Annotated in this window: 17 protein-coding genes; 12 read left to right on the top strand and 5 right to left on the bottom strand. The window is 65.9% G+C overall.

Annotated elements, in window-relative coordinates; all coding sequences use genetic code 11:
* Position 1 precedes the first annotated feature (1 nt).
* The 6 genes from mtrB to secA all read left to right on the top strand — a co-directional run bounded on the left by mtrB (position 2) and on the right by secA (position 9396).
* Positions 2 to 1672, top strand: a complete 1671-nt coding sequence (gene mtrB, locus N2K98_RS12305) for an MtrAB system histidine kinase MtrB (protein WP_255797167.1) — start codon at positions 2 to 4, stop codon at positions 1670 to 1672.
* The gene (locus N2K98_RS12300; RefSeq protein ID WP_255865134.1) at positions 1662 to 3395 is read left to right on the top strand and encodes an LpqB family beta-propeller domain-containing protein; all 1734 of its coding nucleotides are present in this window, start codon (positions 1662 to 1664) and stop codon (positions 3393 to 3395) included. Before mtrB ends, N2K98_RS12300 begins: the two co-directional genes overlap by 11 nt.
* 115 nt (positions 3396 to 3510) lie before the next feature.
* Positions 3511 to 4476 (top strand): ComF family protein, encoded by a 966-nt coding sequence (locus N2K98_RS12295; RefSeq protein WP_255865135.1) that lies wholly within the window; start codon positions 3511 to 3513, stop codon positions 4474 to 4476.
* A gap of 126 nt (positions 4477 to 4602) precedes the next feature.
* Positions 4603 to 5307, top strand: a complete 705-nt coding sequence (gene hpf / locus N2K98_RS12290; protein WP_229949691.1) for a ribosome hibernation-promoting factor, HPF/YfiA family — start codon at positions 4603 to 4605, stop codon at positions 5305 to 5307.
* Positions 5308 to 5341: 34 nt separating this feature from the next.
* Positions 5342 to 6556, top strand: coding sequence for a winged helix-turn-helix domain-containing protein (locus N2K98_RS12285; RefSeq protein WP_255865136.1), 1215 nt, complete (start codon positions 5342 to 5344; stop codon positions 6554 to 6556).
* Positions 6557 to 6645: 89 nt separating this feature from the next.
* Positions 6646 to 9396 (top strand): preprotein translocase subunit SecA, encoded by a 2751-nt coding sequence (secA, locus tag N2K98_RS12280; RefSeq protein ID WP_255865137.1) that lies wholly within the window; start codon positions 6646 to 6648, stop codon positions 9394 to 9396.
* Between the two features lie 20 nt (positions 9397 to 9416).
* Here secA and N2K98_RS12275 read toward each other — a convergent pair whose 3' ends face one another.
* Positions 9417 to 10016, bottom strand: a complete 600-nt coding sequence (locus tag N2K98_RS12275) for an Rv3235 family protein (protein ID WP_255797172.1) — start codon at positions 10014 to 10016, stop codon at positions 9417 to 9419.
* A gap of 123 nt (positions 10017 to 10139) precedes the next feature.
* A complete protein-coding gene (locus N2K98_RS12270) occupies positions 10140 to 10931 on the bottom strand; it encodes a LysM peptidoglycan-binding domain-containing protein (protein ID WP_255865138.1) in 792 nt (263 codons plus the stop codon).
* 206 nt (positions 10932 to 11137) lie between these two features.
* Here N2K98_RS12270 and N2K98_RS12265 point away from each other — a divergent pair, with 206 nt between their 5' ends.
* On the top strand, positions 11138 to 11704 hold the full coding sequence (locus N2K98_RS12265; protein WP_255865139.1) for a hypothetical protein: 567 nt from the start codon (positions 11138 to 11140) through the stop codon (positions 11702 to 11704).
* Positions 11705 to 11773: 69 nt separating this feature from the next.
* Here N2K98_RS12265 and N2K98_RS12260 read toward each other — a convergent pair whose 3' ends face one another.
* Entirely contained in the window at positions 11774 to 12007 is a 234-nt protein-coding gene (locus tag N2K98_RS12260; protein WP_227918361.1) for a helix-turn-helix domain-containing protein, read from the bottom strand.
* Between the two features lie 269 nt (positions 12008 to 12276).
* Between N2K98_RS12260 and N2K98_RS12255 the strand changes: the two genes are divergently transcribed.
* The 4 genes from N2K98_RS12255 to N2K98_RS12240 all read left to right on the top strand — a co-directional run bounded on the left by N2K98_RS12255 (position 12277) and on the right by N2K98_RS12240 (position 20656).
* Positions 12277 to 12936 (top strand): SAF domain-containing protein, encoded by a 660-nt coding sequence (locus tag N2K98_RS12255; protein ID WP_255865140.1) that lies wholly within the window; start codon positions 12277 to 12279, stop codon positions 12934 to 12936.
* The gene (locus N2K98_RS12250) at positions 12933 to 14237 is read left to right on the top strand and encodes an AAA family ATPase (RefSeq protein ID WP_255865141.1); all 1305 of its coding nucleotides are present in this window, start codon (positions 12933 to 12935) and stop codon (positions 14235 to 14237) included. Before N2K98_RS12255 ends, N2K98_RS12250 begins: the two co-directional genes overlap by 4 nt.
* Before the next feature lie 83 nt (positions 14238 to 14320).
* Positions 14321 to 19162 (top strand): NAD-glutamate dehydrogenase, encoded by a 4842-nt coding sequence (locus N2K98_RS12245; protein ID WP_255865142.1) that lies wholly within the window; start codon positions 14321 to 14323, stop codon positions 19160 to 19162.
* Positions 19163 to 19174: 12 nt separating this feature from the next.
* Complete coding sequence (locus N2K98_RS12240) at positions 19175 to 20656, top strand: sensor histidine kinase (protein ID WP_229949673.1); 1482 nt, start codon at positions 19175 to 19177, stop codon at positions 20654 to 20656.
* Positions 20657 to 20743: 87 nt separating this feature from the next.
* Here the strand turns inward: N2K98_RS12240 and N2K98_RS12235 are convergent, their stop codons facing one another.
* Entirely contained in the window at positions 20744 to 20992 is a 249-nt protein-coding gene (locus N2K98_RS12235; RefSeq protein ID WP_055239553.1) for a WhiB family transcriptional regulator, read from the bottom strand.
* A gap of 404 nt (positions 20993 to 21396) precedes the next feature.
* Here N2K98_RS12235 and N2K98_RS12230 point away from each other — a divergent pair, with 404 nt between their 5' ends.
* Positions 21397 to 21819 (top strand): hypothetical protein, encoded by a 423-nt coding sequence (locus N2K98_RS12230; RefSeq protein ID WP_255797178.1) that lies wholly within the window; start codon positions 21397 to 21399, stop codon positions 21817 to 21819.
* Positions 21820 to 21895: 76 nt separating this feature from the next.
* Here the strand turns inward: N2K98_RS12230 and N2K98_RS12225 are convergent, their stop codons facing one another.
* Positions 21896 to 25918 carry an FtsK/SpoIIIE domain-containing protein gene (locus N2K98_RS12225; protein ID WP_255865143.1) on the bottom strand — a complete coding sequence of 1341 codons (4023 nt, stop codon included), beginning with the start codon at positions 25916 to 25918 and terminating at the stop codon, positions 21896 to 21898.
* Positions 25919 to 25940 lie beyond the last annotated feature (22 nt).

Below are 25940 nucleotides of genomic sequence, written 5' to 3'. Positions count from 1 at the left end.
TATGGCGCTGCAGGGCCTGGTACGCCTGCGGGATTCCTTTCGGCGGGCCACCTTCCATCGGATCGCCCGCCTGTGGCGGAGGTCCCTGCAGTTCAAGACGGTGGTTTCCACGCTCCTCCTGGTGGCGCTTGCAGGTGCCGGGATCGGTGCCTTTCTCTCCCACCAGATTGCCGATTCCCTCTATGAAGAGCGGCTGACACAGTTCCGAACCGAAGCGACGTCGGGCCTGTCCAAAGTGAAGGACAACTTCCGGGACACCGCCGCTAGCGACCGGGAGGGCACCGACCGGCTGGTCATGGACACGCTTCCGTTGCTGGAAGGCCAAGGTGCAGACGCCCAGCGGACTTATCTGCTCACCCCGCTGCCGACCGAGGAGCCCCTGTACGTCACGTCCTCTGTGAACAGCGGAACCATTACCGCCAGCGGCATTCCGGTGGCCCTCAGCGACGCCGTTATCGCCAGCGATGCCACAGCGTCCGAGACGGATTACGTGTTCTGGTCTCCGCTTGAGCTCGCCAACGGCGAGCCCGGCATAGCGTTCGGCACCAAGGTCACACTGCCCCCGGACAGCTCGGAATATGCCCTCTACCTGATCTATGACCTGCATTCGATGCAGGCGACGCTCGACGACATCCACCGGATTCTCTGGATCGCGGGATTCCTGCTGCTTGCCATCAGCGGCACGATCGCGTGGATCGTAGCCAAGGCCGGCCTGGGCGCGGTCAGCGACGCGGCAGCGGTGTCGGAGAAGCTGGCAGCAGGTGAGCTGCAGGAGCGCATGGAGGTCAAGGGCGAGGACGAAGTTGCGCGCCTGGCGGCGTCGTTCAACCGCATGGCCGGCACGCTGCAGGACCAGATCACCCAGCTGGCTACACTGTCGCGTATGCAGCAGGTGTTCGTCTCCGACGTCTCACACGAGCTGCGGACGCCGCTCACCACGGTCCGCATGGCCGCGGAGGTGCTCTACGAAGCGCGCGACAGCTTTGATCCGATGTACCGGCGTTCCACGGAACTGCTCTATCACCAAGTGGAGCGGTTCCAGGCGCTGTTGGCGGACCTGCTGGAGATTTCCCGGTTCGACGCCGGGGCGGCTGCGCTCGATTTGGAACCCACAGATGTCTTCCATATTGTCCGTGACGTCATCGACGCCACGGAGCCGCTCGCGAACAACTGCGGCTCCGAGGTGGTTGTGGTGTCCAAGGAGTCCAGCTGCGTTGTGGACGCCGATCCGCGCCGGATCGAGCGGATCCTGCGCAACCTGCTGGTGAACGCATTGGAGCACGGTGAAGGAGAACCCATCGAAATTGCGATAGCAGCTTCCGAGGAGGCTGTGGGCATAGCGGTCCGCGACCATGGCATCGGGATGACCGAAGAAGACGCCGAGCATGTCTTCGACCGTTTCTGGAGGGCGGATCCGGCGCGGGCACGCACCACGGGCGGCAGCGGGCTGGGCCTGTCCATCGCCACCGAAGACACGCGGCTTCACGGCGGCTGGCTCGAGGCCTGGGGCGAACCAGGAAACGGATCCTGCTTCCGCCTGACGCTTCCCCGCCGCCATGGTGCAGGCTTTGACTCATCCCCGGTGCCGCTGTCTCCCCGCGAGGTCGCTGCCGGCCCCCTGGCGCTCACTGCTGCGGCTCCGATCCGGGAAGAGGATATTGATGCCTACTAAGCGGAAGGTGCTGCCCAAGGCGCGCCGGGGACGGACCGGAAGGATGCTGGTTCTGTGGCTCAGTATCGTTCTGGTTCTGGTCGGCTGCTCCTCGATACCCACCGTTGGACCGGTAGGCACGGCATCGGCGGAGAATAACGGGGAAACGGGCGAGGACGCGGTTTTCTCGCCCGAGGGTCCGGCCGAGGATGCCTCGCCGCAGGACATCATCCGCGGCTTTATGGAGGCAGGCAGGGGCGCAGCAGACGATTACAGCGTGGCCCGGCAATTCCTGGCCCCGGAGCTGGCGACTACATGGTCCCCCGAGGAACGGGTGACCATTTACCGGTCCTCACGCATCGTGGCCATGCCGGAACCGGACCTGTTCCAGATTCAGCTGGAAGTGCAGGGGCGGGTGAATGTCCGGGGCATCCGGACGGACGCCGCGGAGGGCAGCACCGAAGCTTTCCCCGTCCAGCTCGAAAATGTGGACGGACAATGGAGGCTCAGCGCCGTCCCCGACGGGATCATCGTGTCCCTGGCGAGTTTCCCTGCGATTTTCATCGCCCACAACCTCTACTTCTATTCGAGTGATTACCAGTACTGGGTCCCGGATACGCGGTGGTTCATTCAGCGCGCCGGCATTGCCGCCAACATCGTCAAGGAACTTCTCGTAGGACCCGCTCCGTACCTCCAGGGTGCAGTCCTCAGCGCCTTCCCTTCCGGAACCGCCTTGGCACGCGATGCGGTCCCGGTGGCCTCGGGAAAGGCTGTCGTGGATTTCGCGGATGAATCGCTGCGGGACTCCAGCGACCGGAACCGGCAGCAGATGGTGAAGCAGCTCGAACAAAACCTGCGCGGCCTCAACAACGTCACCTCTGTGCGGATGACGGTGGACCAGCGGGACGTAGACCTCGGCAAGGGCAGCGGCGAGCTGCCGTCCGCCGTGGCAGACCCGTCCGCCGGAGCCACACAGATCGTGGTCTATCAGGACGAACTGGCCTACTACGCGGACGGTCCCGAACCGATCGGGGATATTCCGTCAGTGGCGGAATACGGCCCCCGGCATCCGGCCATGTCTGTGGATGGATCGGTCATCGCCTTCCTGAACAGCCAGGAGGACACGCTGCTGGTGACGGGAACGGGACAGGACGTTTCAGTGGTGGCCGAGGCCGAAAGGTTTACGGCGCCCAGCGTGGATCCCCGCCGGTGGGTCTGGACTTCCCAGCCCACGGATACCGGATCCCAGGTTCTCGCGGTACCGCCCGGGGGAGACCGGAGTTCCGCGGCCGTCCTTTCTGCGCCGTGGCTGGAGGGGCAGACCGTGACGGAACTGCGGATTTCCCGCGACGGCACCCGGGCCCTGGTGGCGGCGAACCGGGACGGACGCAGCGAGGTGATGATTGCCGGCGTCGTCCGGTCAGCCGAAGGCGTTCCCGTCTCCCTCACGGCTCCGATGGTCCAACAGGTGCCGCCGGAAGCGGGGGCCGTGAACCGGGTCAAGTGGGCTTCGGAAGACACAGTGGTTGCCGTCCAGTCCGGTGCGGAGGAAGCCGTGCCGGTAATCCTCAGCACCAGGCGTGATCCGGATCTGCTTTCCGCGAAGGAAGGGATCACGGGCCTCAGCGCGGGAAACGGCGCTGAGGACACTTTCATCCAGACCTCGGAGGGCATCTTCAACAAGGTGGGGAGCAGTTGGACGCTCCGGACGGAAGGAATCCGGGACCCGGCTTTCCCGGGGTGATGCAGCACCCCTGTTTTCCTCCACAGCGGCCTGAATGCGCTATTCGTCCGGTTTGATGTTCCCTGGCGGCGATTGTGCTGCGCCCCCGGTTCCGGTCGGGCCCCATCGTAGACGGATGGATATGCCGAATCGCCGGCTGGACCGGATGCTTTACTCACCGGCGGGGCAGGGGATCGCCGCTGCGCTGTCCGGTTTGGCTGCCGGGCTGGCACCTGTCTCCTGCGTGGCCTGCGGGGCGCCGGACCATTCTCTGTGCAGGGTATGCACGGCGAGGATCCGGCGCGGCACGCTGCATCCGTATCCTGCGCAGGAAGGTGCCGGGGCGCTTCCCGCCGCAGAACCGGGAGTCCCAGGCGCGGACCCGACAGGCGCGGACCCGACCGGCGCGGACCCTGACCTCTTTGTCCCGTTGCCGGTCCTGGCGGCAGGCGTGTACTCGGGCGGGCTCGCGCGGACAGTCCTTGCTTTTAAGAACCGGGGGCACACCGACCTGGCCGGGTTCCTGGCACCGGTTCTGGCGGACGTCCTGCAGGCAGCGGTAACGGATGTACGCCGAAGGGAGGGGGACGTTCCACTGGTGCTGGTCCCGGTGCCAGGCACCGGCGGCTCGCTTCGGAAACGCGGCTATTTTCCGCTGGCGCTGCTGCTGAGGAGGCTCCGGCGCCGGCGGTTGTTGCCTGCCGGCTGCGCCGTGGTTTCCCTTGTATCCATACCAACGGGGTACGGCACGGCGGGCGCACTGCTGCGGCGGTGGAACCACGGGGGAGGGCCTGCCGGCGCATCCGGCCCGCAAAAGGGACTCGGCCGCAACGCGCGGCGACGCAACGTCCGGAACACCATGACCGCCGGTATGCCGGGAGGACTTGCGGGCGTCAACTGCCTGGTGATTGATGACGTATTGACCACGGGAGCCACTATTGCGGAGACGGTGCGGGCACTGCGCCGGGCGGGTGCCCGGGTCCTTGGTGCGGCGGTTATTGCAGCCACACCAGCCCCGGAACGTAACACAACTCCCACAGACCCTGCCGTTCCGGGGGTCCGTTCCACGGGCGCCGGAAACGGAATCGCGAGACGTGAATAAAGCTCGACGGTGATCTAACGTGTTGAGTATGGATAGCTTCAAGTAGCGGGGTTATCCTGCGGCAACGGTCGCGAAGGCAACTGACAGCGGCCGTTGTTGTGTCACCGAAATCTATTGGAGGGCACCATGGAATTCATGATCAGCGGACGTAACGTTGCAGTATCAGACCGGTTCCGCGAGTACGCCGAAGAGAAAATCGGCAAAGTGGAGGCGCTCGGCGACAAAGTCCAGCGGGTGGAGGCCAGGGTCACGAAGCAGGGCAACGTCCGGGACGCAGACAGCGCCCTCACCGTGGAAATCACGGTCACCGGCCGCGGTCCCGTTGTTCGTGCCGAGGCGACATCCGGAGACAAGTTCGCGGCGTTCGACCTCGCGTACGGGAAGCTGCTGGAACGGCTGCGTCGGGCAAGTGACAGGCGCAAGGTGCACCACGGGCGCCACGCACCGATCCCGGTTCGGGTTGCCACCGCTGATCTTGGTCCCGTGAGCACCTCCGAGCCGCTCTACGCGCAGGTCGCGGCCGCCGCAGAGGAACAGGCCAACGAAGAGAACGCCCAGGACGCGGCAGAGGAAGACGCCACCGGCGACTGCCCCGTATTGATCCGGCGCAAGGTTTTCCCGGGTGCCCCCATGAGCCTTGACGACGCCGTGGACAATATGGAGCTGGTCGGCCACGACTTCTACCTGTTTGTTGATTCCGCAACCGGCGCACCTTCGGTGGTGTACCGCCGCCGCGGCTGGACCTACGGGGTCATCACCTTGGACTCCAAGTGCGCGGAAGGTACGGAAGAGCCACGGGAGGAAACCCGCGGCTACCGCGCCACTGCCTGACCGTCCAGCCGGACGGCTCCCCTAGGATGAGGGGATGAAAACCCGGCTCTCGCTCCGACAGGCCCGCCGTACGGCACTGGCGGCGCAGGGACTGGCTCGGGAACGGCCCGCCGGCCTTGTTAGCGCAAGGCAGGTGGGCCGTACCTTTGAGCGGCTTGCCTTGCTGCAGATCGACTCGGTGAATGTGCTTGCCCGCAGCCATTACCTCCCGTTGTTTTCCCGGCTCGGCCCCTACGACCAGGCAATCCTGGACCGCCTGGGGACCCGGCGGCCGCGGCGCATGGTCGAATACTGGGCCCACGAGGCAAGCTTCGTCCGGCCCGAGCTCTTTGCGGATCTCCGCGCCGTCCAACGGCGGACCTGGATGACCGCCCATTCCCTGCCTCCCGCAGCCGCCGAGGATCTTCGTCAACGTATTCTCGGACTTCTGCATGCCGCGGGCAGGCCTTTGACCTCCCGACAGGTAATGGACCTCCTCGGTCACAGCGCTGTGCGGGATACTTCCCACTGGGGATGGAACTGGAATGCCGCCAAGCGCGTGCTGGAGGATCTGTTCGCCTCCGGACAGATCGGATCCGCAGGGCGGACCCCGCAGTTCGAGCGGTTATATGCCCCGACTGCGCTGGTCCATCCCGCAGGCGCAGCGGCGCTGGAACAATCCGATCCCGAGCAGGCAGTGCTGCGCCTGACCGAGGTTGCAGGCCGGGCACACGGCGTCGCGACGGTCCGGGGGCTTGCCGATTATTTCCGTCTGCAGCAGCGCGAGACGGCTATTGCTGCGGAGGTCCTTGCCGGGAAAGGCATCCTCGAGCGCGTGGAAGTCGCGGGCTGGCGGCAGCCCGCCTACCTGCACGCGGAAGCGGTGATTCCGAGGTCCGTATCAGGCCAGGCGCTGCTGAGTCCGTTCGATTCGCTCATCTTCGAGCGGCGGCGGCTCGAGGAGCTGTTTGCTTTCCACTACCGGATAGAAATCTATACCCCGCCTCAGGCCCGCAGGTTCGGCTATTATGTGCTGCCGTTCCTGCTGGGAGAGGAACTGGTGGCCAGAGTGGACCTCAAAGCGGACCGCGGCGCGGGTATGCTGCTTGTTCAGGCAGCCTTTTCGGAACCGGGAGCACCGCCGCAGACGGCGCGTCAACTCGCTGCAGAGCTGCGGCTCATGGCACAGTGGCTGGGGCTCGGGCAGATAATGGTGAAACCCGTGGGAGACCTGGCTCCCGCCCTGAAGCTGGCAGTATGCAGGGAATAAAGGTCAATAGGGAAACACGGACCTTCACGGTACGTCTCTCACGTAGACTGAGGACGCCAGATTTCGGCAACTAGATTGGGAGCAAATCAGTGGCATCACTACTCGAACGAGTTCTTCGTACCGGCGACAAGAAGACGCTGAAGACACTGCGTAACTACGCCGACGCGATCAACGTGCTCGAGGATGAGTTCAAGGGCATGACCGATGCCGAGCTCAGGGGTGAAACGGATCGCCTCAAGGAGCGCTACAACGGCGGTGAGTCCCTCGACGATCTCCTTCCCGAAGCGTTTGCCGCTGTCCGTGAGGCTGCCGGGCGGACGCTCGGCATGCGGCACTTCGACGTCCAGCTGATGGGCGGCGCTGCCCTGCACCTGGGCAACATTGCCGAAATGAAAACCGGTGAAGGCAAGACCCTGGTGGCAACGGCCCCGGCCTACCTGAATGCGCTGACCGGACGCGGCGTCCATATCGTTACGGTGAATGACTACCTGGCGGAGTACCAGTCGGACCTGATGGGGCGTGTTTTCCGCTTCCTCGGCATGACCAGCGGCTGCATCCTCTCCAACCAGGACCCCGCGACCCGGCGCGAACAGTATGCCGCCGACATCACTTACGGAACCAACAACGAGTTCGGGTTCGACTACCTGCGCGACAACATGGCCTGGAGTGCCGCCGAGCTGGTCCAGCGCGGCCACCACTTTGCCATTGTCGACGAAGTTGACTCCATCCTGATCGACGAAGCCCGTACCCCGCTGATCATTTCCGGTGCGGCCAGCGGCGACGTGAACCGGTGGTACACCGAGTTCTCCAAGGTCGTCCAGCGGCTGAAGCTGGACACCGACTATGAAGTGGACGAGAAGAAGCGCACCGTCGGCATCCTTGAGCCGGGCATCGAGAAGGTCGAGGACTACCTCGGTATCTCCAACCTGTACGAAGCAGCAAACACGCCGCTGATCGGCTTCCTGAACAACGCCATCAAGGCCAAGGAACTCTTCAAGCGGGACAAGGACTACGTGGTCCTCAACGGCGAAGTCATGATCGTCGACGAGCACACCGGCCGCATCCTGGCCGGACGCCGGTACAACGAAGGCATGCACCAGGCAATCGAGGCGAAGGAAGGGGTGGTAATCAAGGCCGAGAACCAGACCCTGGCCACGGTCACCCTGCAGAACTACTTCCGCCTCTACGAAAAGCTCGCCGGCATGACCGGTACGGCCGAAACCGAAGCCGCCGAGTTCATGAGCACGTACAAGCTTGGCGTGGTGCCCATTCCCACGAACAAGCCCATGGCCCGCATCGACCAGGCGGACCTGATCTACAAGAACGAAGTGGCAAAGTTCGACGCCGTCGTGAAGGACATTGCCGAGCGCCACGCGTCCGGCCAGCCCGTGCTGGTCGGCACCACCAGCGTGGAGAAGAGCGAGTACCTTTCCAAGCAGCTGGCCAAGGCAGGCATCCGGCACGAAGTGCTGAACGCGAAGAACCATGCACGTGAAGCCGCCATCGTCGCCCAGGCCGGCCGCAAGGGAGCCGTCACGGTGGCCACCAACATGGCCGGCCGCGGCACCGACATTATGCTGGGCGGCAACGCCGAGTTCAATGCGATTGCAGAACTGGAACGGCGCGGACTGGACCCGAACGAAAACCCCGAGGACTACGAGGCCGCCTGGCCGGATGCGCTGGAGAAGGCACGGACCGCCGTTGCCGCCGAGCAGCAGGAAGTAGTCGAACTCGGAGGGCTTTACGTCCTCGGCACCGAACGCCATGAGTCCCGGCGCATCGACAACCAGCTCCGCGGACGGTCCGGACGCCAGGGCGATCCGGGCGAATCCCGGTTCTACCTCTCGCTCACCGACGACCTGATGCGGCTGTTCAACTCCGGTGCTGCCGAACGGATCATGAACAGCTCGTCCATGCCCGACGACGTGGCGCTGGAGTCCAAGCTGGTCTCCAAGGCGATCCAGAACGCGCAGGGACAGGTCGAGGGCCGCAACGCCGAACAGCGCAAGAACGTCCTGAAGTACGACGACGTCCTGAACCGCCAGCGTGAAGCGATCTACGGCGACCGGCGTCGGATCCTGGAAGGCGACGACCTGCAGGAGAAGATCAGCTTCTTCCTGGAGGACGTCGTTACGGCGATGGTCAACGAGGCAACTGCCGAGGGTCACGGAGATGACTGGGACCTCGAGCAGCTGTGGACCAACCTCAAGACGCTCTACCCGATCAGCCTGACCATCGACGAAGTGGTTGAAGAAGCCGGGGGCCGGTCCCGGCTGTCCCGCGACTTCCTGCACAGCGAGATCCTTTCCGACGCGAAACTTGCCTACCAGGCACGCGAGGATTCCCTGGGCTCGGCGACCATGCGTGAACTGGAGCGCCGCGTGGTGCTCTCCGTCATCGGCCGCAAGTGGCAGGAGCACCTCTACGAGATGGATTACCTCAAGGAGGGCATCGGGCTGCGGGCCATGGCCCAGCGCGATCCGCTGGTGGAATACCAGCGTGAAGGATTCGTGATGTTCCAGACCATGATGGAGGCCATCCGCGAGGAAAGCGTTGGCTACCTCTTCAACGCGGACGTGCAGGTCAGCGAACCCGCTGCCCCGGCAGCGAACGCGTTGCAGGGAGTCAAGGACGCCCGCGGCGTCGTCGGTACCCCTGTCATCAAGGCGGCGGGACTCGAAGCTCCGCAGCAGCCGGCAAGCCTGCAGTTCACCGCTCCGAACAGCCAGGGCGGGGTGGAGACCAGGGTGGAACGGACGTCCCGGGACAAGCAGGACACCCAGACCGCGCCGGCGGCCGGCAGCAAGCCCGCCGCGAAGAAGGCCAAGCGCCGTAAGTAAACCCGCTTTACCGGGGCCGGTTATCCGATCTCCAGGGCAGTGACCTTCCAGAGCCCGCGCCGCAGCTGAACCCTCAGCGCGACGGCGCGGGCTCTTTCGTGTTCCAGTGCCACGACCGTGGCCTCGTAGATTCCTTCCGACACCGGGCAGAGGCGGCAGGAACGGATGCGTATGCTGCGGTGCAGCAGCTGCGGATCGGGCGCCGTCCTGGACCGCCCCTGGGGGTTGCGCTGCAGCCCGCGGACGAGGTTGGTGCGCAGCTGCAGCCGTTCGTAGTTTTCGGGATCGAGCCAGCGGGCCATCTGCTGCAGCGGGCGGACACCGCCGAGGACTTCCAGCGCGGCAAGTGCCACGGATTGGCAGATGGCTTTCACCCGCGCATCGTCGGCGGGGTTCGATGTCCAGTTGACTGCTCCGGCGGCGGGACGGGCCAGCGGGCCCGTTTCCCCGCGGACACCGTAACGTTCGCGCGGCTTGGCCGGAACCGGAGCCGGAAGCAGCTCCTGTGACGGGGCCAGGTAGACAGCGATGGGACCCGCATCGCCGTCAGGGCCCGTTTGGCCCCGTTGTGCCGGTCCGGCCGGGGCATCGGGAGCGGGAAGGAATATCACGCTGGTCATGGTGCGTCCTTTCCTAGCGCGGGGCGGTGCGGTTGGTGGTTCCGGCGGCGGGCCGGTGCAGGGGAGAACCGTCGGCTGGCGGGACAAGGCTGGCGGACAGGCTGGGGGACAGCGGGGAGAGGCTCAAGGAGGGGGGACGGCCAGAACCTGGCCAGGATGGATCAGGCCGGGATCCGGACCAATAACCTCCCGATTCAGTTCGTACCAGCGGGGCCAGAGGGCGGCAGTCTCTGCGTCCGTGGCCTGCGGTCCCAGTTGCGAAGCGGCCAGGGACCACAGGGTGTCTCCGGCTGCAACCACTACTTCGCGCCCGTCCGGTCGGGGTACACCCGTGAGTAGGCCGCCGGCCGCAGGCTGCGGGGGAGAAGGACGCCAAAGCGGAGAAACGGCAGGATCAGCGGACCCCGGCGCCGGAGGAGTGGTCTGCGCGGCATCCGGTCCAGCCGGGACGCCCGCGGGGGTGAACGCCGGTGCAGGTTCCCCGGGTGCCGCTGCCACGGTTGTGACTGCCCCGGGCGCCGCGCCCAGCGTGCCGGCGGCCAGCGAGATCCCCAGAGCAGCTGATGCCAGCCGGCGCGCAGGTCCCGGGGCCAGGGAGAGGGTCCGTATGCCGGCCGTCCGGAAGCCGAAGCGGTGCAGGAGACACCCGGCCAGGGCACAGATAAACCCCAGCACCCACCAGAGCGTGAGCAGCAGGCCCGCGGCGGCGGCGCAGAACCCGGCCAGCTGCGTCAGCGCGGCCCGGGAAAGCGGAGCTTCGGAGAGCGGATCCGGGGAGAACAAGACCGAGCCTGCTGCGGCAGCGTCCGGCAGCATTCGGGTTCCGCACCACAAAAGCAGCAGGCCAAGGGCTGCTACCGCTGCGGTTGCAAGGGCATCCGCAGCCGGCCCGGGGCGGGAGGTGGATCCGGTCATTGCGTTCTCCGATCTGGAGAGGAGAGCCGAGTGCTTGGGGAATCCAGCCGTTTAGGCTTATTTGGTTCGTTTCGCTTTGGTTAGCACGCTTTGATAGCTCCAAAGGTTTTTTGGTGCTGTCTGGCCTGTGTGATGCCCGTGTCTACACTTCGGTTCGACCGGTGTCCAGAGTGGTTGACAGGCTTCGTGGACGCTAGCCTTGGGCGATGCGATGGGACGCCCTGTTCAGGGACATGGAGGCACAGCTTGCCGCTGCTGCCGGGCTGGCCGCCGAAACCGAGATTTCAGACCGTGTGCGGATGGAACTGCGCGAAATCAGTTTGCAGGACAGGCTGCGCAGCCAAAGCGGGAAGCAACTGGTCTTCGATCTCGGAACAGCAGGGATGCTGCGGGGGACCCTGAGGCATGTGGGGGAAGGATGGGTGTCGCTGGAGCAGGAACGCGGTGCAGCTTTGGCGGTGTTGTCCCAGGTGGTTGCCGTCAGGGGCATGGACCGGTTCGCGAGTCCGACGACGGGGAAGGTCCGGCTGGGGGTGACATCCGCACTGCGCAGCATTGCCCGGGACCGCAGTGCCGTCGTCGTCCGTTCGGCCGGGGCACCGGCTGACGGCGCCCTGCACGGGACAATCGACAGGGTGGGCAGCGACTTCCTGGAACTGGCGGTCGTCCCGTCTGACCAGCCGCGGCGCAGCGCAAACGTCACGGGCGTCTATGTCCTGCCCACTGCCACGGTCGCAGCTGTGCTGTCACAACAGCACAACGGATGGGCCTGACCGGGCCTCGGCGCCGGCCGCCCAAGGCGATGCAGCTGAACCGGAGACGGGGAAACCAGCTGCGCCTGTTCAGCTCCCCGCGTTTTCCTCCACCGGGATGCCCTGCCGGACTGCCGCCGCGGACTTCCGGTAGGCCCGGGAAATATAGTCTTCGAGCTGCTGCGATTCGACCCGCCACTGGCCCCTGCCGCCGATCTGAATGGCGGGAAGTTCTCCGCTGCGGACCAGGGCATAAGTCTGCGAGGAGGATATGTTCAGCACCTCGGCGACATCTGCCAGCGTCAGGAATCTCTTATCGCCCACGGCACTCACCTTTCGCACCGCACCACTGCGGCTTGCACCCGTTGTATACCAGCAGCACCAGTGTGGCACCAGCAGGATGCCGCTGATGGGTTATCCACAGATTCGACTTTCCTGAAAACCACCGTTTCTTTCCCGCTGCGCTTCCCCCACAATGAGCCGAATGAGGCCCCGGCATGGGGCACGGGGGAAAGCCATGATGAAAGCCATGCGGAAAGCCATGGGGGAAAGCCAAGGGGGAAAGCAGGGAATGCAGCGGGAAACGGGGGAGCATGAGTCTGACTGACCACCGCACACAGGGGGCGGAGCCGGCGGCGGCACGGCTGCGCAAGCCGTCATGGCGGGACCCGAGGCTCCTGCTGGGGATCCTGCTGGTGCTCGGGTCCATCGCCGGCGTCGTGACGCTGGTGGACAGCGCCGACCGGACAACTGAGGTCTATGCCGTGAAGCACGATATTCCTCCGGGGACGCCTATCGGCACCGAAGACCTGGTTGCGGTACCGGTCCGGCTGGGTAACGCCGAAGAGCTTTACCTTCCCGTTGCCGCGGGCCTGCCGGAGAACGCCGTAGCGGGTGCAGCGCTTCGCGAGGGGGAACTGGTGGCCCGGTCCGCACTGGTCGAGCGGGACGCGCTGGACCGCAAGCCCGTCGGCCTGCGGGTCGAGGACCCGCTTCCTGCCAGCACCGAGGCAGGATCACGCGTGGACATCTGGGCGGCCATGCCCAATGCCCGCAACGGGTTCGACGAGCCGAAACAGCTGATCGAAGCCGCCGAAATATCGGAGCTGGCCGTCACCGAGTCCGCCCTGGGCGCGAACCGCAGCACGGAGCTCCTGGTCCTGGTTGAGGATCCGGACCTCCCGCTGCTGCTGAGTGCGTTGTCGAACCAGGCCAAGATCACCGTGGTCCACAACCCCGCATCAGGCTCGTGAATATCCCGGTCGCTACGGTGGGGGCCGCTACCGCCGGTGTCCTCGACGGGCTGGAACGCCTCCGGGGACCTGTCACGGTGGTCCGGCGGTGCACGGAACTGACGGAACTCGTGGCTGTGTCGCAGAGCGGGATCGTGCGTGCCGCCGTCGTCGCCGACGAAGCCGGGGAGCTTACCGCGGCACTGGCGGAACGGCTGGCGGCTGCCGGCGTGGCCCTCGTGGCGCTCACCGACGATCCTGTTCTTCAAGCTCGCCTGGACGCCATGCGGATAGTCAATGCCCCCAGCGGAGTCGACCCGGGCGCGCTCGCCGAATTGATTGCCACTGCCGTACGGGCATTGGACCAGGGAGTGGAAGGCGCGGCTGCGGCAGGCAGCAACGCGCTTGCCGACCCTGCCGCAGCGTTTGGTGCCGGGAGCACGGGACCGGCGCCGGCAGACGCCGCGGAACCGGACGGTCGCCGGGGCACTGTCATCGCTGTCTGGGGCCCGGCAGGCGCTCCCGGCAGGACCACCCTGGCCGTCAACCTGGCGGCCGAAGCGGCCGCTGCGGGCGGGGAGGTGCTCCTTATCGACGCGGATACCTATGGCTCCAGCGTGGCGGTCAGCCTCGGCCTCCTCGACGAATCCGCCGGAGTCGCGCAGGCCTGCCGCCTTGCCGATCAAGGGCTGCTCGACGACGCCGCCCTGCGCAGGATTTCGGTCAGCGTTTCCCTGCGGGGGCAGCGGCTGGCGGTGCTTACCGGCATCACCCGCTCCGACCGCTGGGTGGAACTGCGCCCCGCAGCGCTCGCGGGTGTCCTCAATGCGGCACGCCGGGTTGCCGACCTGACCGTCGTGGACTGCGGATTCTCGCTGGAGACAGATGAGGAACTGAGCTTCGACACCATAGCCCCGCGCCGCAACGCCTCCACCCTGCTGGTACTCGATGCCGCAGACACTGTCTATGCCGTGGGTGCCGCCGACTCCGTGGGAATTCCCCGCCTGGTCCGGGCCCTGTCGGATCTCGCGGCCGCGGTCCCTGCCGCCGAGCCGCGGGTCGTGTTGAACAAGGTCCGGGCCTCATCGGTGGGACGGCAGCCCGAAAGCCAGCTGCGCGGAGCCTGGGAAAGGTTTGGACCGGGAGGGGAAATCGCCGCCTTCCTTCCGGCTGACTACGACGCCGCCGATGCCTCCCTGCTCTCCGGGACCGCACTGCTGGAGACCGCGCCGGCGTCGGTCCTCCGCGCGGCCATAGCGGAGCTGGCAGGCGTGCAGGTTCCCCGACGCCGCCGCGGCGCACGCAGGACGGGGGCAAAGTGACCTTTGGCGCATTCGCGGCTAGGCTCGATAAGAAGAGGCTGCAACGGGGCAGCCGGACGTAAGTACTATCGGAGGCGTATTACATGTCGTCAGGATCCCGCATCGCGGATCTTTTCAGTTCGGACACTTCCCTGGATGAATTCATCGGGAACTACTACGAGCATCTGGCGCGTGAAGATGCGCAGGCCTACGCGCCGTCGGTTCTGAGGGAGCGGGCGCAAAAGCACATGGAACTGGGGCTGACCCGCGCCGAAGGAACCGCCGTCGTCGACCTGGTGGATCAAGGCGACACCAGCGTCATCCTCATCGTCACGGATGACATGCCCTTCCTGGTCGACTCCGTTACGGCAGAGGTGGTGCGCCGCAACGCCGCCATCCGGCTGGTAGTGCACCCCATTTTCCTGGCCACCCGCGATCCCCGGACGGGTGAGTTGCAGCAGGTGCAGCGGGTTCCCGCTGCTGCCGGCGTCTCGAGCGGCGACACTGCCGCCCTGCCGAACCTGGCCGACCTGCTGGGCGGGGACGGCGGCACCACCAAGGTGGAATCCTGGATAGCCATCGACGTTGCCCGCATCACCGACGAGGACAAGCGCTCCGAACTGGTCGAAGGCCTGCAGAAGGTGCTGGGCGACGTGCGGATTGCGGTAACGGACTGGCCGGCCATGCGCTCGAAGGTGCACGAGATTGCCCGTTCCCTCGAAACGGTGCCCGGTGCCCGGGACATCCCGGACCTGCAGCAGGCACGTGAACTGCTGACGTGGCTGGACAACGGTAACTTCACCTTCCTGGGCTACCGGGAATACGACCTCATCACCGAAGACGGCGAAGATGCCCTCCGTCCCACTGAAGACAGCGGACTCGGGTTGCTGCGCCTGCACTCTACCCGGCGGGTCCAGCGCCTGACCGGCGCAGGCCGCGCAAAGGCACGGGAAAAGCGCGCCCTGGTCATTACCAAAGCCAACTCGCGCTCCACGGTGCACCGGCCTGCCTACCTCGATTACCTCGGCGTCAAGCGATTCGACGAGCACGGCAACGTCAACGGTGAACGCCGTTTCATCGGGCTCTTCGCCACCGGCGCCTATACCGGCTCCGTGCGCAGCATCCCGATTGTCCGGGACAAGGTCCGCGATGTGATGCGGTCCTGCGGTTTCCCGGCCGATTCGCATTCAGGCAAGGACCTGCTCTCCATCCTGGAAACCTACCCGCGCGACGAACTCTTCCAGATCGACCCCTCCACGCTGCTGGATACATCCCTGGCCATCCTTCGCCTGCAGGAGCGGCGGCGCACCCGGTTGTTCCTCCGGCCGGACATCTACGGCCGGTTCATGTCCGCCATCGTCTTCCTGCCACGCGACCGCTACACAACGCCGGTCCGGCTGCGCATCCAGGACGAACTGCGCTCCACCTTCAACGCAGACTCCATTGACTTCGAAGCACGGATGACGGAATCCGCCCTCGCCCGCCTCTTCTTCCGGATCCGCCTTCCCCGCGGCCAGGAAATCACCGACGTTGATGCCGCTGAACTTGAGGCACGCCTCGTGCAGGCGACCCGCTCATGGAGCGAGGGCATCGAAGAGGTGGTCCGCACCCAGTTCTCCCGCCAGGAGGCAGAAAAGCTCTCCGCGCTCTGGGCTGACGCCTTCCCGGCCACCTACCGGGTCGCCTACGAAGTCGAAGATGCCCTGGAGGACATTGCCCGCTTCGAAGCGAGGCTCGCCCGCCCGGAAACCGCTCCTGAGCTGTTCGTCTACATCCCGTCCAGCACCGACGGCGAGGGTCCCGAGGACGCCCGGTTGAAGCTCTACCTGACCGAGCCGAAATCGCTGACCCAGATCCTGCCGTTCCTGCACAACCTCGGGCTGGAAGTGCTCGACGAACGGCCCTTCGAGATCCAGCGCGGCGACGGCACGACCTTCTACCTTTACGACCTGGGCCTCGTGTACCCCGCCGGCATCGATCCGATGGAGACCGGTTCCCTGCTGGCCGAAGCCTTCCGTGCCGGTTTGTCCGGGACTGCGGAATCCGACGCTTTCGACCGCCTGATCCTGCGGCAGGGACTGCGCTGGCGCCAGGTAGTCGTCCTTCGGGCGTACGCAAAGTACATGCGCCAGGTCGGCACCGCGAACTCCTACGGTTTCGTGGCAGGAACACTGCTGGCCAACCCGGACGTCGCCCGTGCACTGATCGCACTCTTCGAAGGACGCTTTGATCCGGACCTGACAGAGGACGAGCGGCGGGCCGCCGTCGAGCAGGCCGGTGCCGCACTGGAGACCGGCCTCGAGCAGGTGCCGACGCTCGACGCCGACCGCGTACTGCGCACCTTCGCCACCCTGATCAATGCCACGCTGCGCACCAATTTCTATCAGGACAAGCCGTACGTCAGTTTCAAGCTGAACACCGGCGCCATTGACGGTGCTCCGTTCCCCCGCCCGAAGTACGAAATCTGGGTCTACTCGCCGCGCGTGGAAGGCGTGCACCTGCGCTTCGGCGAGGTAGCCCGCGGCGGGCTGCGCTGGTCTGACCGGCGCGAGGACTTCCGCACCGAAGTCCTGGGTCTGGTCAAGGCCCAGACGGTCAAGAACGCAGTGATCGTTCCCACCGGCGCCAAGGGCGGTTTCTACGCCAAGAAGCTCCCCGATCCCGCCGTGGACCGCGGTGCCTGGATGGAAGAGGGCAAGAACAGCTACCGCACCTTCATCCGGGGCATGCTGGACCTGACCGACAACCTCGTGGTCAAGGAGTCCGGCGAGGAAGTAGTGCCGCCGGAGCGCGTGGTCCGCCACGACGGTGACGACAGCTACCTCGTGGTGGCCGCGGACAAGGGCACGGCGTCGTTCTCCGACATCGCCAACTCCATTTCCGCCGACTACGGCTTCTGGCTTGGCGACGCCTTCGCCTCGGGCGGATCCGTGGGCTACGACCACAAGGCCATGGGCATCACCGCCCGCGGCGCGTGGGAATCGGTCAAGCGGCACTTCAGCGAACTCGGTATCGATACCCAGAGCCAGGACTTCACCGTGGTGGGTGTCGGCGACATGAGCGGCGACGTGTTCGGCAACGGCATGCTTTTGTCCGAACACATCAAGCTGGTGGCGGCCTTCGACCACCGGCACATCTTCCTCGACCCGAACCCCGACGCCGCCCGGTCCCATGCCGAACGGCGGCGCCTTTTCGAGCTTCCGCGCTCGTCCTGGGCGGACTATGACGAGTCCTTGATCAGCGCCGGCGGCGGCATTTTCCCGCGCCAGTCCAAGAGCATTCCGCTCTCGTCGGAAGTTCGCAACGTTCTGGGCCTGCCCGACACGGCAACCAAAATGAGCCCGCCCGAGCTGTTGAAAGCCATCCTCACGGCACCGGTGGACCTGCTCTACAACGGCGGTATCGGCACCTATGTGAAGTCCTCGGCCGAGACCTCCGCCGACGTCGGAGACAAAGCCAATGACGCCATCCGCGTGGACGGCCGTGACCTTCGGGTAAAGGTTGTCGGCGAAGGCGGAAACCTTGGAATGACGCAGCGCGGACGGATCGAAGCGGCCCGCGCCGGAGTCATCCTCAACACCGACGCGATCGACAACTCCGCAGGCGTGGACTGCTCCGACCACGAAGTGAACATCAAGATCTTCGTGGACCGGATGGTCGCGGCCGGCCGGTTGGATCCGCAGGAACGTGCGGAGTTCCTTCACTCGATGACGGACGAAGTCGGGCACCTGGTCCTGCAGGACAACATCGACCAGAACATGCTGCTGCTCAACGACCGGCAGCGGGTCGTGGAAGCCAGCCCGAGTTACGAGCGCCTGATGGACTGGCTCGAGGAACATGCGGACCTTGACCGTGAGCTGGAGGCGCTGCCCGGCAACGAGGAATTGCACGCGCGCATTGCCGCGGGTGAAGGCGGCCTGACGTCGCCCGAACTGGCCGTGCTTGCGGCGTACGCAAAGATCGAGCTCACGAAGGCGCTTACGCGCTCGAACCTGGCCGACGACCCCTACTTTGCCGGCACCCTGCGCCGGTATTTCCCGAAGCAGATCGTCGAGCGTTTCGGGGACCAGCTGGACACCCATCCGCTGCGCCGGGAAATCATCTCCACCGTGGTCGCCAACGACATGATCAACATCGGCGGCATCACTTTTGCCTTCCGGGTGATCGAGGAAACCTCAGCGACCGAAGCGGAGGCGGCCCGCGCCTTCACCGCGCTGCGGGAGATCTACGGAATGGACAAGGTCCTGGCGGAACTCGGCGCCCTTCCCGCCGGCTTCCCGACGGAGACCTGGTCCATGATGCATCTGGACCTGCGGCGGCTCCTGGACCGCGCGGTGCGCTGGTTCCTCAACCACGTGGGCCGGGGAACAACAATCGCCGAGGATATCGAGGCGTTCCGGCCCGTCGTCCAGCCGTTGCTCTCGGACCTGACGCGTTTCCTGCGCGGCTCCGATGCGGAGCGGGTGGAAGCCATGCTGCAGAAGGCCCGTGAGCTGGATATCCCGAAGGAACTGGGGACGTACTGGGCTGACCAGTTCGAGTCGTTCGGCCTGCTCGACGTTGCCCGGTCCAGCAAGGCAACCGGAGTTCCGGCTGACGAAGTCGCTGCCGTGTATTACGCCGTTTACGACCAGTACGGGATTGACGACCTGCTGAACCGGATCACGAAGCTGCCCCGTGAGGACAGGTGGCAGTCGCTTGCCCGCGCAGCCCTGCGCGATGACCTGTACTCCACTGTGGCGGATATGACGATGGCCGTGCTGGAAGCTACCCCCGACCGGTCCGGTGCGGATCCGTCGGAACGCCTGCAGGCGTGGGAGCAGGAGAACGCCGACCACCTGCAGCGCGCCTCCAAGATGTTCAGCGAAGTGAACCGCCTGGAGGAGGACGACATGGCATCGCTTTCAGTCGCCCTTCGCCTGCTTCGTTCCATCGTCCGCCGCTAGTCCGGGGTACCAGTGGCAATCTTTACCGATCCGATCAAGGACCATGCGGACTTCGGCCCCGGCGATGCCGAATGGCTGCACCTGCTGGTGGGGGACTGGCAGCTTGTTGCCGATCTCGCGTTCGCCGACCTGGCCCTGTGGTTCCCCGTGCCCGACGGCGGCTACGTGGCGCTGGCTCATGCCCGCCCGTCGACGTCGCATACGGTGTTCCACAGCGACTTTGTCGGCGAACGCATCCGCGCGGACCTGCACCCGCTGGTAGACGCTGCCTGGCGAAGCCAGCACATTGAGCGGTCCAGCGAAACCAGTTGGACCGCTGAAACGGCCATGCGGGTCGAGGCGATTCCGTTCGTCCGCAACGGCCGTACCCTGGCCGTGGTGACCTCGCACATGGACCTGTCCAGCTCGCGGATGCCCTCACGCCTGGAACTGACCTACCGGCAATGTGCCTACGACCTGCTGCGAATGGGAACGCTGGGCCTCTGGCCCGACTTCGCCACGCCCACCGGGTCGCGCCGGGGTGCTCCCCGCGTGGGTGACGGGTTGATCCGGCTCGATGCCGAAGGGATTGTGCAGTACGCCAGTCCTAACGGAGTCTCCGCCTTCCGTCGGCTTGGCGACATGGAAACGCTCGAGGGGCGTTCCCTCGCGGAGATCACCACGGCGCTGCTTAAGGACCGCCGGATGGTTGATGAAACGCTGCCTCTGGTGGTCACCGGGCGGATGCCGTGGCGGACCGAAATCGAGTCCCGCGGCGTCAGCCTCTCCCTGCGCGCCATCCCGCTGCGGGACGAAAAGGAACGTTTCGGTGCCCTGGTGCTGTGCCGCGATGTCTCCGAACTGCGCCGCCGGGAGATGGAACTGGTGTCGAAGGACGCCACCATCCGCGAAATCCACCACCGGGTGAAGAACAACCTCCAGACCGTTGCGGCGTTGCTGCGGATGCAGTCACGGCGGATGGAGAGCGATGAAGGGAAGCTGGGCCTTGCCCAGGCCATGCGCCGCGTGTCCACCATCGCCCTGGTGCACGAGACCCTGTCCCAGGGCCTGACACAGAATGTGGACTTTGATGAGCTGATCGACCGCCAGTTCCGGCTGTCCGCCGAAGTCGCCTCACCCACGCAGGAGGTGCGGACCCGCCGCGAAGGATCCTTCGGCGAGCTCCCGAGCGACCTGGCCACTCCGCTGGCCCTGGTCATCAACGAACTCGTGACCAACGCCGTCGAACACGGGCTGGCAGGCCGTCGCGGCACCGTCGGGCTGGCTGCGCAGCGGCACGGCGAAGCCGGCCGCGAGGAACGGCTCACCGTGACGGTGACCGACGACGGCGTGGGCCTGCCGCCCGGACCGCGGCGGGAGGGGCTGGGACTGCAGATTGTCCGGACCCTGGTCCAAAGCGAACTGGACGGCACCATCGAGTGGTCCGCAGGGGAAAGCGGAGGCACGGAAGTCCGGATCGAGATGGGCCTGGATACCGAGTACCGGCGTACCTGATCTAATACTCCCGGTACAACAAAGGGCCGCTGCCAATGGCAGCGGCCCTTTGTAGCACCGGCATCATTTCCGCCGGGGAAGTCCTGCTTAGGAGGCGCGGCGGGCGCGGGCTGCGCGACGCTTCAACGCGCGGCGTTCGTCTTCGCTCATACCGCCCCATACGCCGGCGTCCTGGCCGGTCTCGATTGCCCACTGCAGGCAGGTGTCAATCACCGGGCAGCGGCGACAGACACTCTTGGCTTCTTCAATCTGAAGAAGAGCCGGGCCGGTATTGCCCACGGGAAAGAAAAGCTCCGGATCTTTATCCAGGCAAGCTGCGCGGCTCCGCCAATCCATGTTGATCACTATCTCCTCTGAAAAGTTGACTCCTACGTGTTTGTGAAAACATTCACGAGCAACTACAAACTAAAGGGGCCGGTTTCGGCCCCTGATTTCCCTTGTTCTAGCGTGGCACGTCAGGCCTAAGCAAACAAGGGGTAACAAGCGGAAAATATGGCCGCAGGCCTGAGGGATGCATCACATTACCTGTGGGCAGTGAACCGGGAATTGTTATCGGTTCCAGTTCCGGAAGCAACGCAACTGGACATTGTTGCGTCTTACCCCCGGTGTCTGAACGGTGGTCACCGGGACTAAAGGACCGGCCGAACCGGCCCCTTCGGCGGGCGCTGTGAAGAGCTGTCGGCCAGACCGCCGAGCTCCTTCGTGGCTCCGGAGGAGACTATGTCCGGTATTCTGCCAGTGTGTCAACACCCCAAAAACCCCCGTCGGTGCACCGTGCCCCCGCTGTGCTTGCCATCGCCGCCGTACTCGTCCTCGAAGCCCTTTGCCTGCTTGGCTTTGCGGCATGGTACGGCTACCAATTGGTGACTTCCACGCCGCTGTCCATGGGCGGTGCCGTGTTCACGCTGATCTTCGCCGTGGCCCTCGCTGTGTGGCTGCTGGCAGTGGGGCACTTCTTTTTCCGCGGTTACCGTTGGACCCGCTCGGCAGCCCTGGTCTGGCAGCTCTTCGTGGTGATCCTGGCCGTTCCGACCCTGCAGGCGGGCCTGGTCCTGGCCGGCCTCGGATTGCTGCTGCCCGCTTCAGCGGTTCTCCTGCTCCTGTTCACGAAGCCGGTCCTGGAGCACACCAGCAGGCTCACGGACGGCGGCAAAACGTTTTAGGTACTGTCGCCCGGACGCGGGCAGCGGCGTGCTCCCAGGAGTGGGAAGGCTAACCGCACCGCCTGCCTGAGAAGCCTCAACCGGCCGGTGCGTATGCGGCCTGTGCCTCCAATACCTCCGTTCCCGCAACCAGGTAGCATCTCCCGGGCGGACGGCGGGTGCCCGGCTCAATCCGAATTCCAAAGATGTCTCCATCTGACGGGGCTTCGGGTCGAAGCAGTGCTCCGCGCGGAGCTGAACGGATCTGCAGGGCCAGCGGGACGCGCATTGTCAGTTGATGCCCGGGCGCAGCCACCAGGACGAGCCGGGCGCCACGGTTCTGCAACTCCGCCAGTTTTTGGTGAAAGGACGCCGGGAGGAAATCTGCGTCGTCAACCAGGACCAGGAAGCGGCTCAGCTCGTTTCCCGGCTGATCCAGTATGGCGGCGGCCCGATCCATCTCCTCGGGCCCCGACACGAGCCGGCATTCCAGTGCGGGGTCCGCAGACCGTTGAAGCTGGCGTAGGAAAGAACTCCGGCCCGAGCCGCGCGGACCCGCGACGAGGTACACCGAGCCGGACGGTATCCGAACTGCGGCGGTCTCCAACTCGTCTCCGGATACCCCCACGGGCAGCCAGTCAGCCGACGCAGGCGGGCCCAGAGCCTCCGGCAGAACAAACGCGGGCAGGCTTTCGATGCGGTGGGGCCGCTCAATGCCGGGCGGCAGCGGGAGCCACTGCTCCGGATGAAGCGGTACCTCCGGAACGAGCAGCTGCGCTGACAGGCCTTCGGCGGTTCCGCATCTTCCCTGTACCAGCGCCCGCTGCCTTACCCGATCCATGGGTGGAAGCCGGGGCCAGGCCAGCAGTGTCTCGGCACTCGCGTCCGCCGGGAAGAACATGCGGTTGGGGACAAGTGGAAAGAAACGGGCATTGAGGACTTCCCGGTCGCCTGCGAGGACTACGCAGATGTCGGCGCGTTCCCCGTCCCGGATGAGGTCGGCCAGGTCATCTTCGCCGGACATCCCGCGGCCGGAGCGGAAGGAAGCGCACCAACGGGCCCAACCGGTGATGATGAGCGTCATTCCCGGGGTGGTCCCGCCGGTCACCCCGGTTGCCCGGGGCGCTGTCGGCGATACTGTGGGCGTCAGGCGCTGCAGGAGTTCGGCGGCGAGGTAGGCAAGTACCCTTTCAGCACGCCGGATGTCCTGGGGGACGACATAGGCACCGGTTTGATCTACTGCGGCGAGCCAGGCAAGACTGCCGTCCGCGTCCAAAACGTATATATGCCTTCCGGGCAGTTCGGTGAGGTGCTTCGCAGCGACGAGGCCGAGGGAATCCGGCGCCCCCGACCTGGCGGCACCGAGCAGCGCCAAATGTGAGTCCCTGCCGGGGTGCCAGTCCAGGAGCCGACGGCGCTGTTTTTCAGGTTCGTCCAGCAGGCCGAGTACGAGCCCCTGAGGCAGGGGTTCGGGCCTGTCCGCAATGCTGCGGGTGAGGAGGTCCGTGGTCAGGGCCGAGGGGAGTGGGGGCTGCACGGGGCTGAAGGGAGCCGGATACTTCCCGCTGTCCGCGGCCGCCCGGATAGCCGAAACCATCCGCTTCAGGGCGTCCGGATCCCCGGTGGCCTCCGTTGCGGACCCGCTTCCGGCGGATGCGAGGTATTCATGCAGCTCCATCAGCAGGCTTTCGCCGGTGCCGCCGCACAGGGAGGTCGAAAGGCTTTGGAATGCGTTCGGCGGGCGGCCGCCCCGGCTCAGGAATGCCCGTCCCGGAAGGTCCGGAGGGATGGCTGCTGCGGAATCGGTATTGATGACGTCGCGGGACTCTGCAGCGGACTGGACACGCAGGGCAATGCTCGTGGACAGGTTCGCCCTTATGTCGGTGGTGATGGCTCCCTGCGGCCGTTGGGTTGCCAAAAGGAGATGCAGTCCGAGGGAGCGCCCGATGGCCGCGATCCGAAGCAGCTCGGGCAGCGCAGTGGGCACCTCATCGGCAAGCATTCGGAACTCGTCGACCACTACCAGCAACCGGGGGAGTCCACCCTTCCGGGAACGCGCCGAATTGTAGGCGGACAGGTTGTCCGCTCCCGAGCCGGCCAGGAGTGCCTCCCGGCGGCGGACCTCAGCCCGCAGGGAGACGAGTGCCCGGGCCACGTTTGCGGCGGAAAAATCGGTCAGGAGCCCCACTGAATGCGGCAGCGCCGCGAGGGGGCCGAGTCCGGACCCACCCTTGAAGTCGATGAGCAGGACGGTGAAGGAAGTGGGCGGAAGCGAAGCAGCCAGGGAGCCCACGAAAGTGCGCAGGAATTCGGACTTGCCCGATCCGGTAGTGCCTGCCACCAGGAAATGGGGACCGTCCTTGTCCAGATCCAGGGTTACCGGACCTGACGCCGCCACCCCGACGACGGCGCCCCGGGACCCGTGCAGCCATCCGTTCAGAAGCATTTCCTCCGACGGTGCGTGGAACTCTTCGAAAGCCGCTGCGGGTGGAAGCTTTCCGGGTCCGTCGACCTGGGCGGGGTGCGGTACCGGACGCGGGCGCGCCGCGAGCGCCCGGCTGAGCCGCTCGAAGGTTCGACGCTGGACCAGGTCCGGGACAAAACTCAAGGTGTGGGTGCCGGACACGAGGGTTCCGCGGCCGGCCAGGAGTGACACGGTCACCGGCGCGGGCGGGCCTCCGCTTCTGACGATGCTCGTATGTGCCCGCTGGGACTCGGGCAGGCCTTGAAGCAACTGACCGGCGTACTCCGCCCAGGAGCGGTGGATGAACAGCATCAAGGCGGGGGGTCCTTCTGCGGCTTCCGCCGGGAGGTCGGCAAGGAGGGCACGCAGCCGGACGGCAGCGGCAGCAACGGTCGAGGAGGAAGCAGCGGGCAGTGCTGCCAGCCGGACGCCGGGCAGGAACCTGGCGTCCAGCTCAAGTTCGGACGCTGTTCCGAGGCACAGGATGTGCAGCCCGGACCCTGCGGCTGCCTGCAGGAGAATTGTTCTACCCACGGCAGCAGTGTCCTGAGGGGAGCCTTCCAGGCAGATGTCCCGGTCCTTTCCCAGGGCAAGGATGACCGGTGCTTCCGGGATCTGGGGAGGGGAGAAACGCGGTGGTGCGGGTACCGCTGCCACGTTTGCGGGCTGGTCCCCGGCTCCGATCCGGACCGGGTAAACGCCGGGGGCACCCGTGATGCCGCCGGGCAGATGGCCCAGTTCCGCGGCCAGGGCAGTTGCTCCGGGATCCGGTGCAGCCAGCCGGCGGCGCCTGCCGTCCTCCCGTGCTGCCTCGGCCACGCCGGCGGCGTGTTCCCGGTGCCGGCGCCGGGATCCGCCGGCCGCGATCAAGGCAGTGACCGCGGAAACCGCACTGAAGGCCAGGAACATCCACATTCCCGTGGCCAGCGCCAGCACTATTCCGAGGATCAGAGGGAGCAGAGCTCCGGTCAGGAGAAGTCCGGTCTTTTGCCCCTGTTCCGCGAACCGGACCGTCAGCGGCTCGAAGGGGTTATCCGCCGTGGCCTCGTCTTCCCGGTGGGCACCGGGAATACACAGACGGCAGCTGCTGTAGCCGAGCCGGATGATTGATCCGGTATCCACGGCGGCCGTGCGGATGCGGCGGCCATCAACCCACGTGCCGTTGGCCGATCCCGAATCCCGGATGGTCACGGACTCCGCCCCGACCACAAGCTGCGCGTGGTGCCGGGAGAGGGCCGGGTCTGCGATGCCGATCCTGGGGCCGTATCCGGCCGCCTCTGCAGCCAGACGGCCGATGGTGTAGGTACCCCGCTGCAGGCAGATGATGTTTCCGGCGTCCGGCCCCGTGCAGACCGCTAGAAGCAGCGTGGCGGCACCAACGCCGGACGCACCGACGGGAGGTCCTTGCGCCGAGGTGGGGGAAGACAGAATCACTGCCCCGTCGACCAACGGGGCAGTGCCAGGGGTCAGATCCTCCACCCTGGTTCCGTGGACCGTGTAGAGGCCCTGTCCGTAACGCTCCTTGAGCAGGGCGGCGACGCCGCGTCCGGTCGGATTATCTGTGAGTTTTATCACCAGGGGGCGATTGTTGCTGTGCTCCGGCGTATCGGGAAGGTGCCGGCCGGGTGCCGCGGCAAGGGTCACGTGAAGCAGCACTATCCCTCCAAATTTCCTTCAA

The organism is Arthrobacter jinronghuae, assembly GCF_025244825.1.
In the GTDB taxonomy this organism is placed as follows: Bacteria; Actinomycetota; Actinomycetes; order Actinomycetales; family Micrococcaceae; genus Arthrobacter_B; species Arthrobacter_B jinronghuae.
Note: the sequence above shows the minus strand (reverse complement) of the source record. Positions and strands in the feature narration are given on the sequence as shown.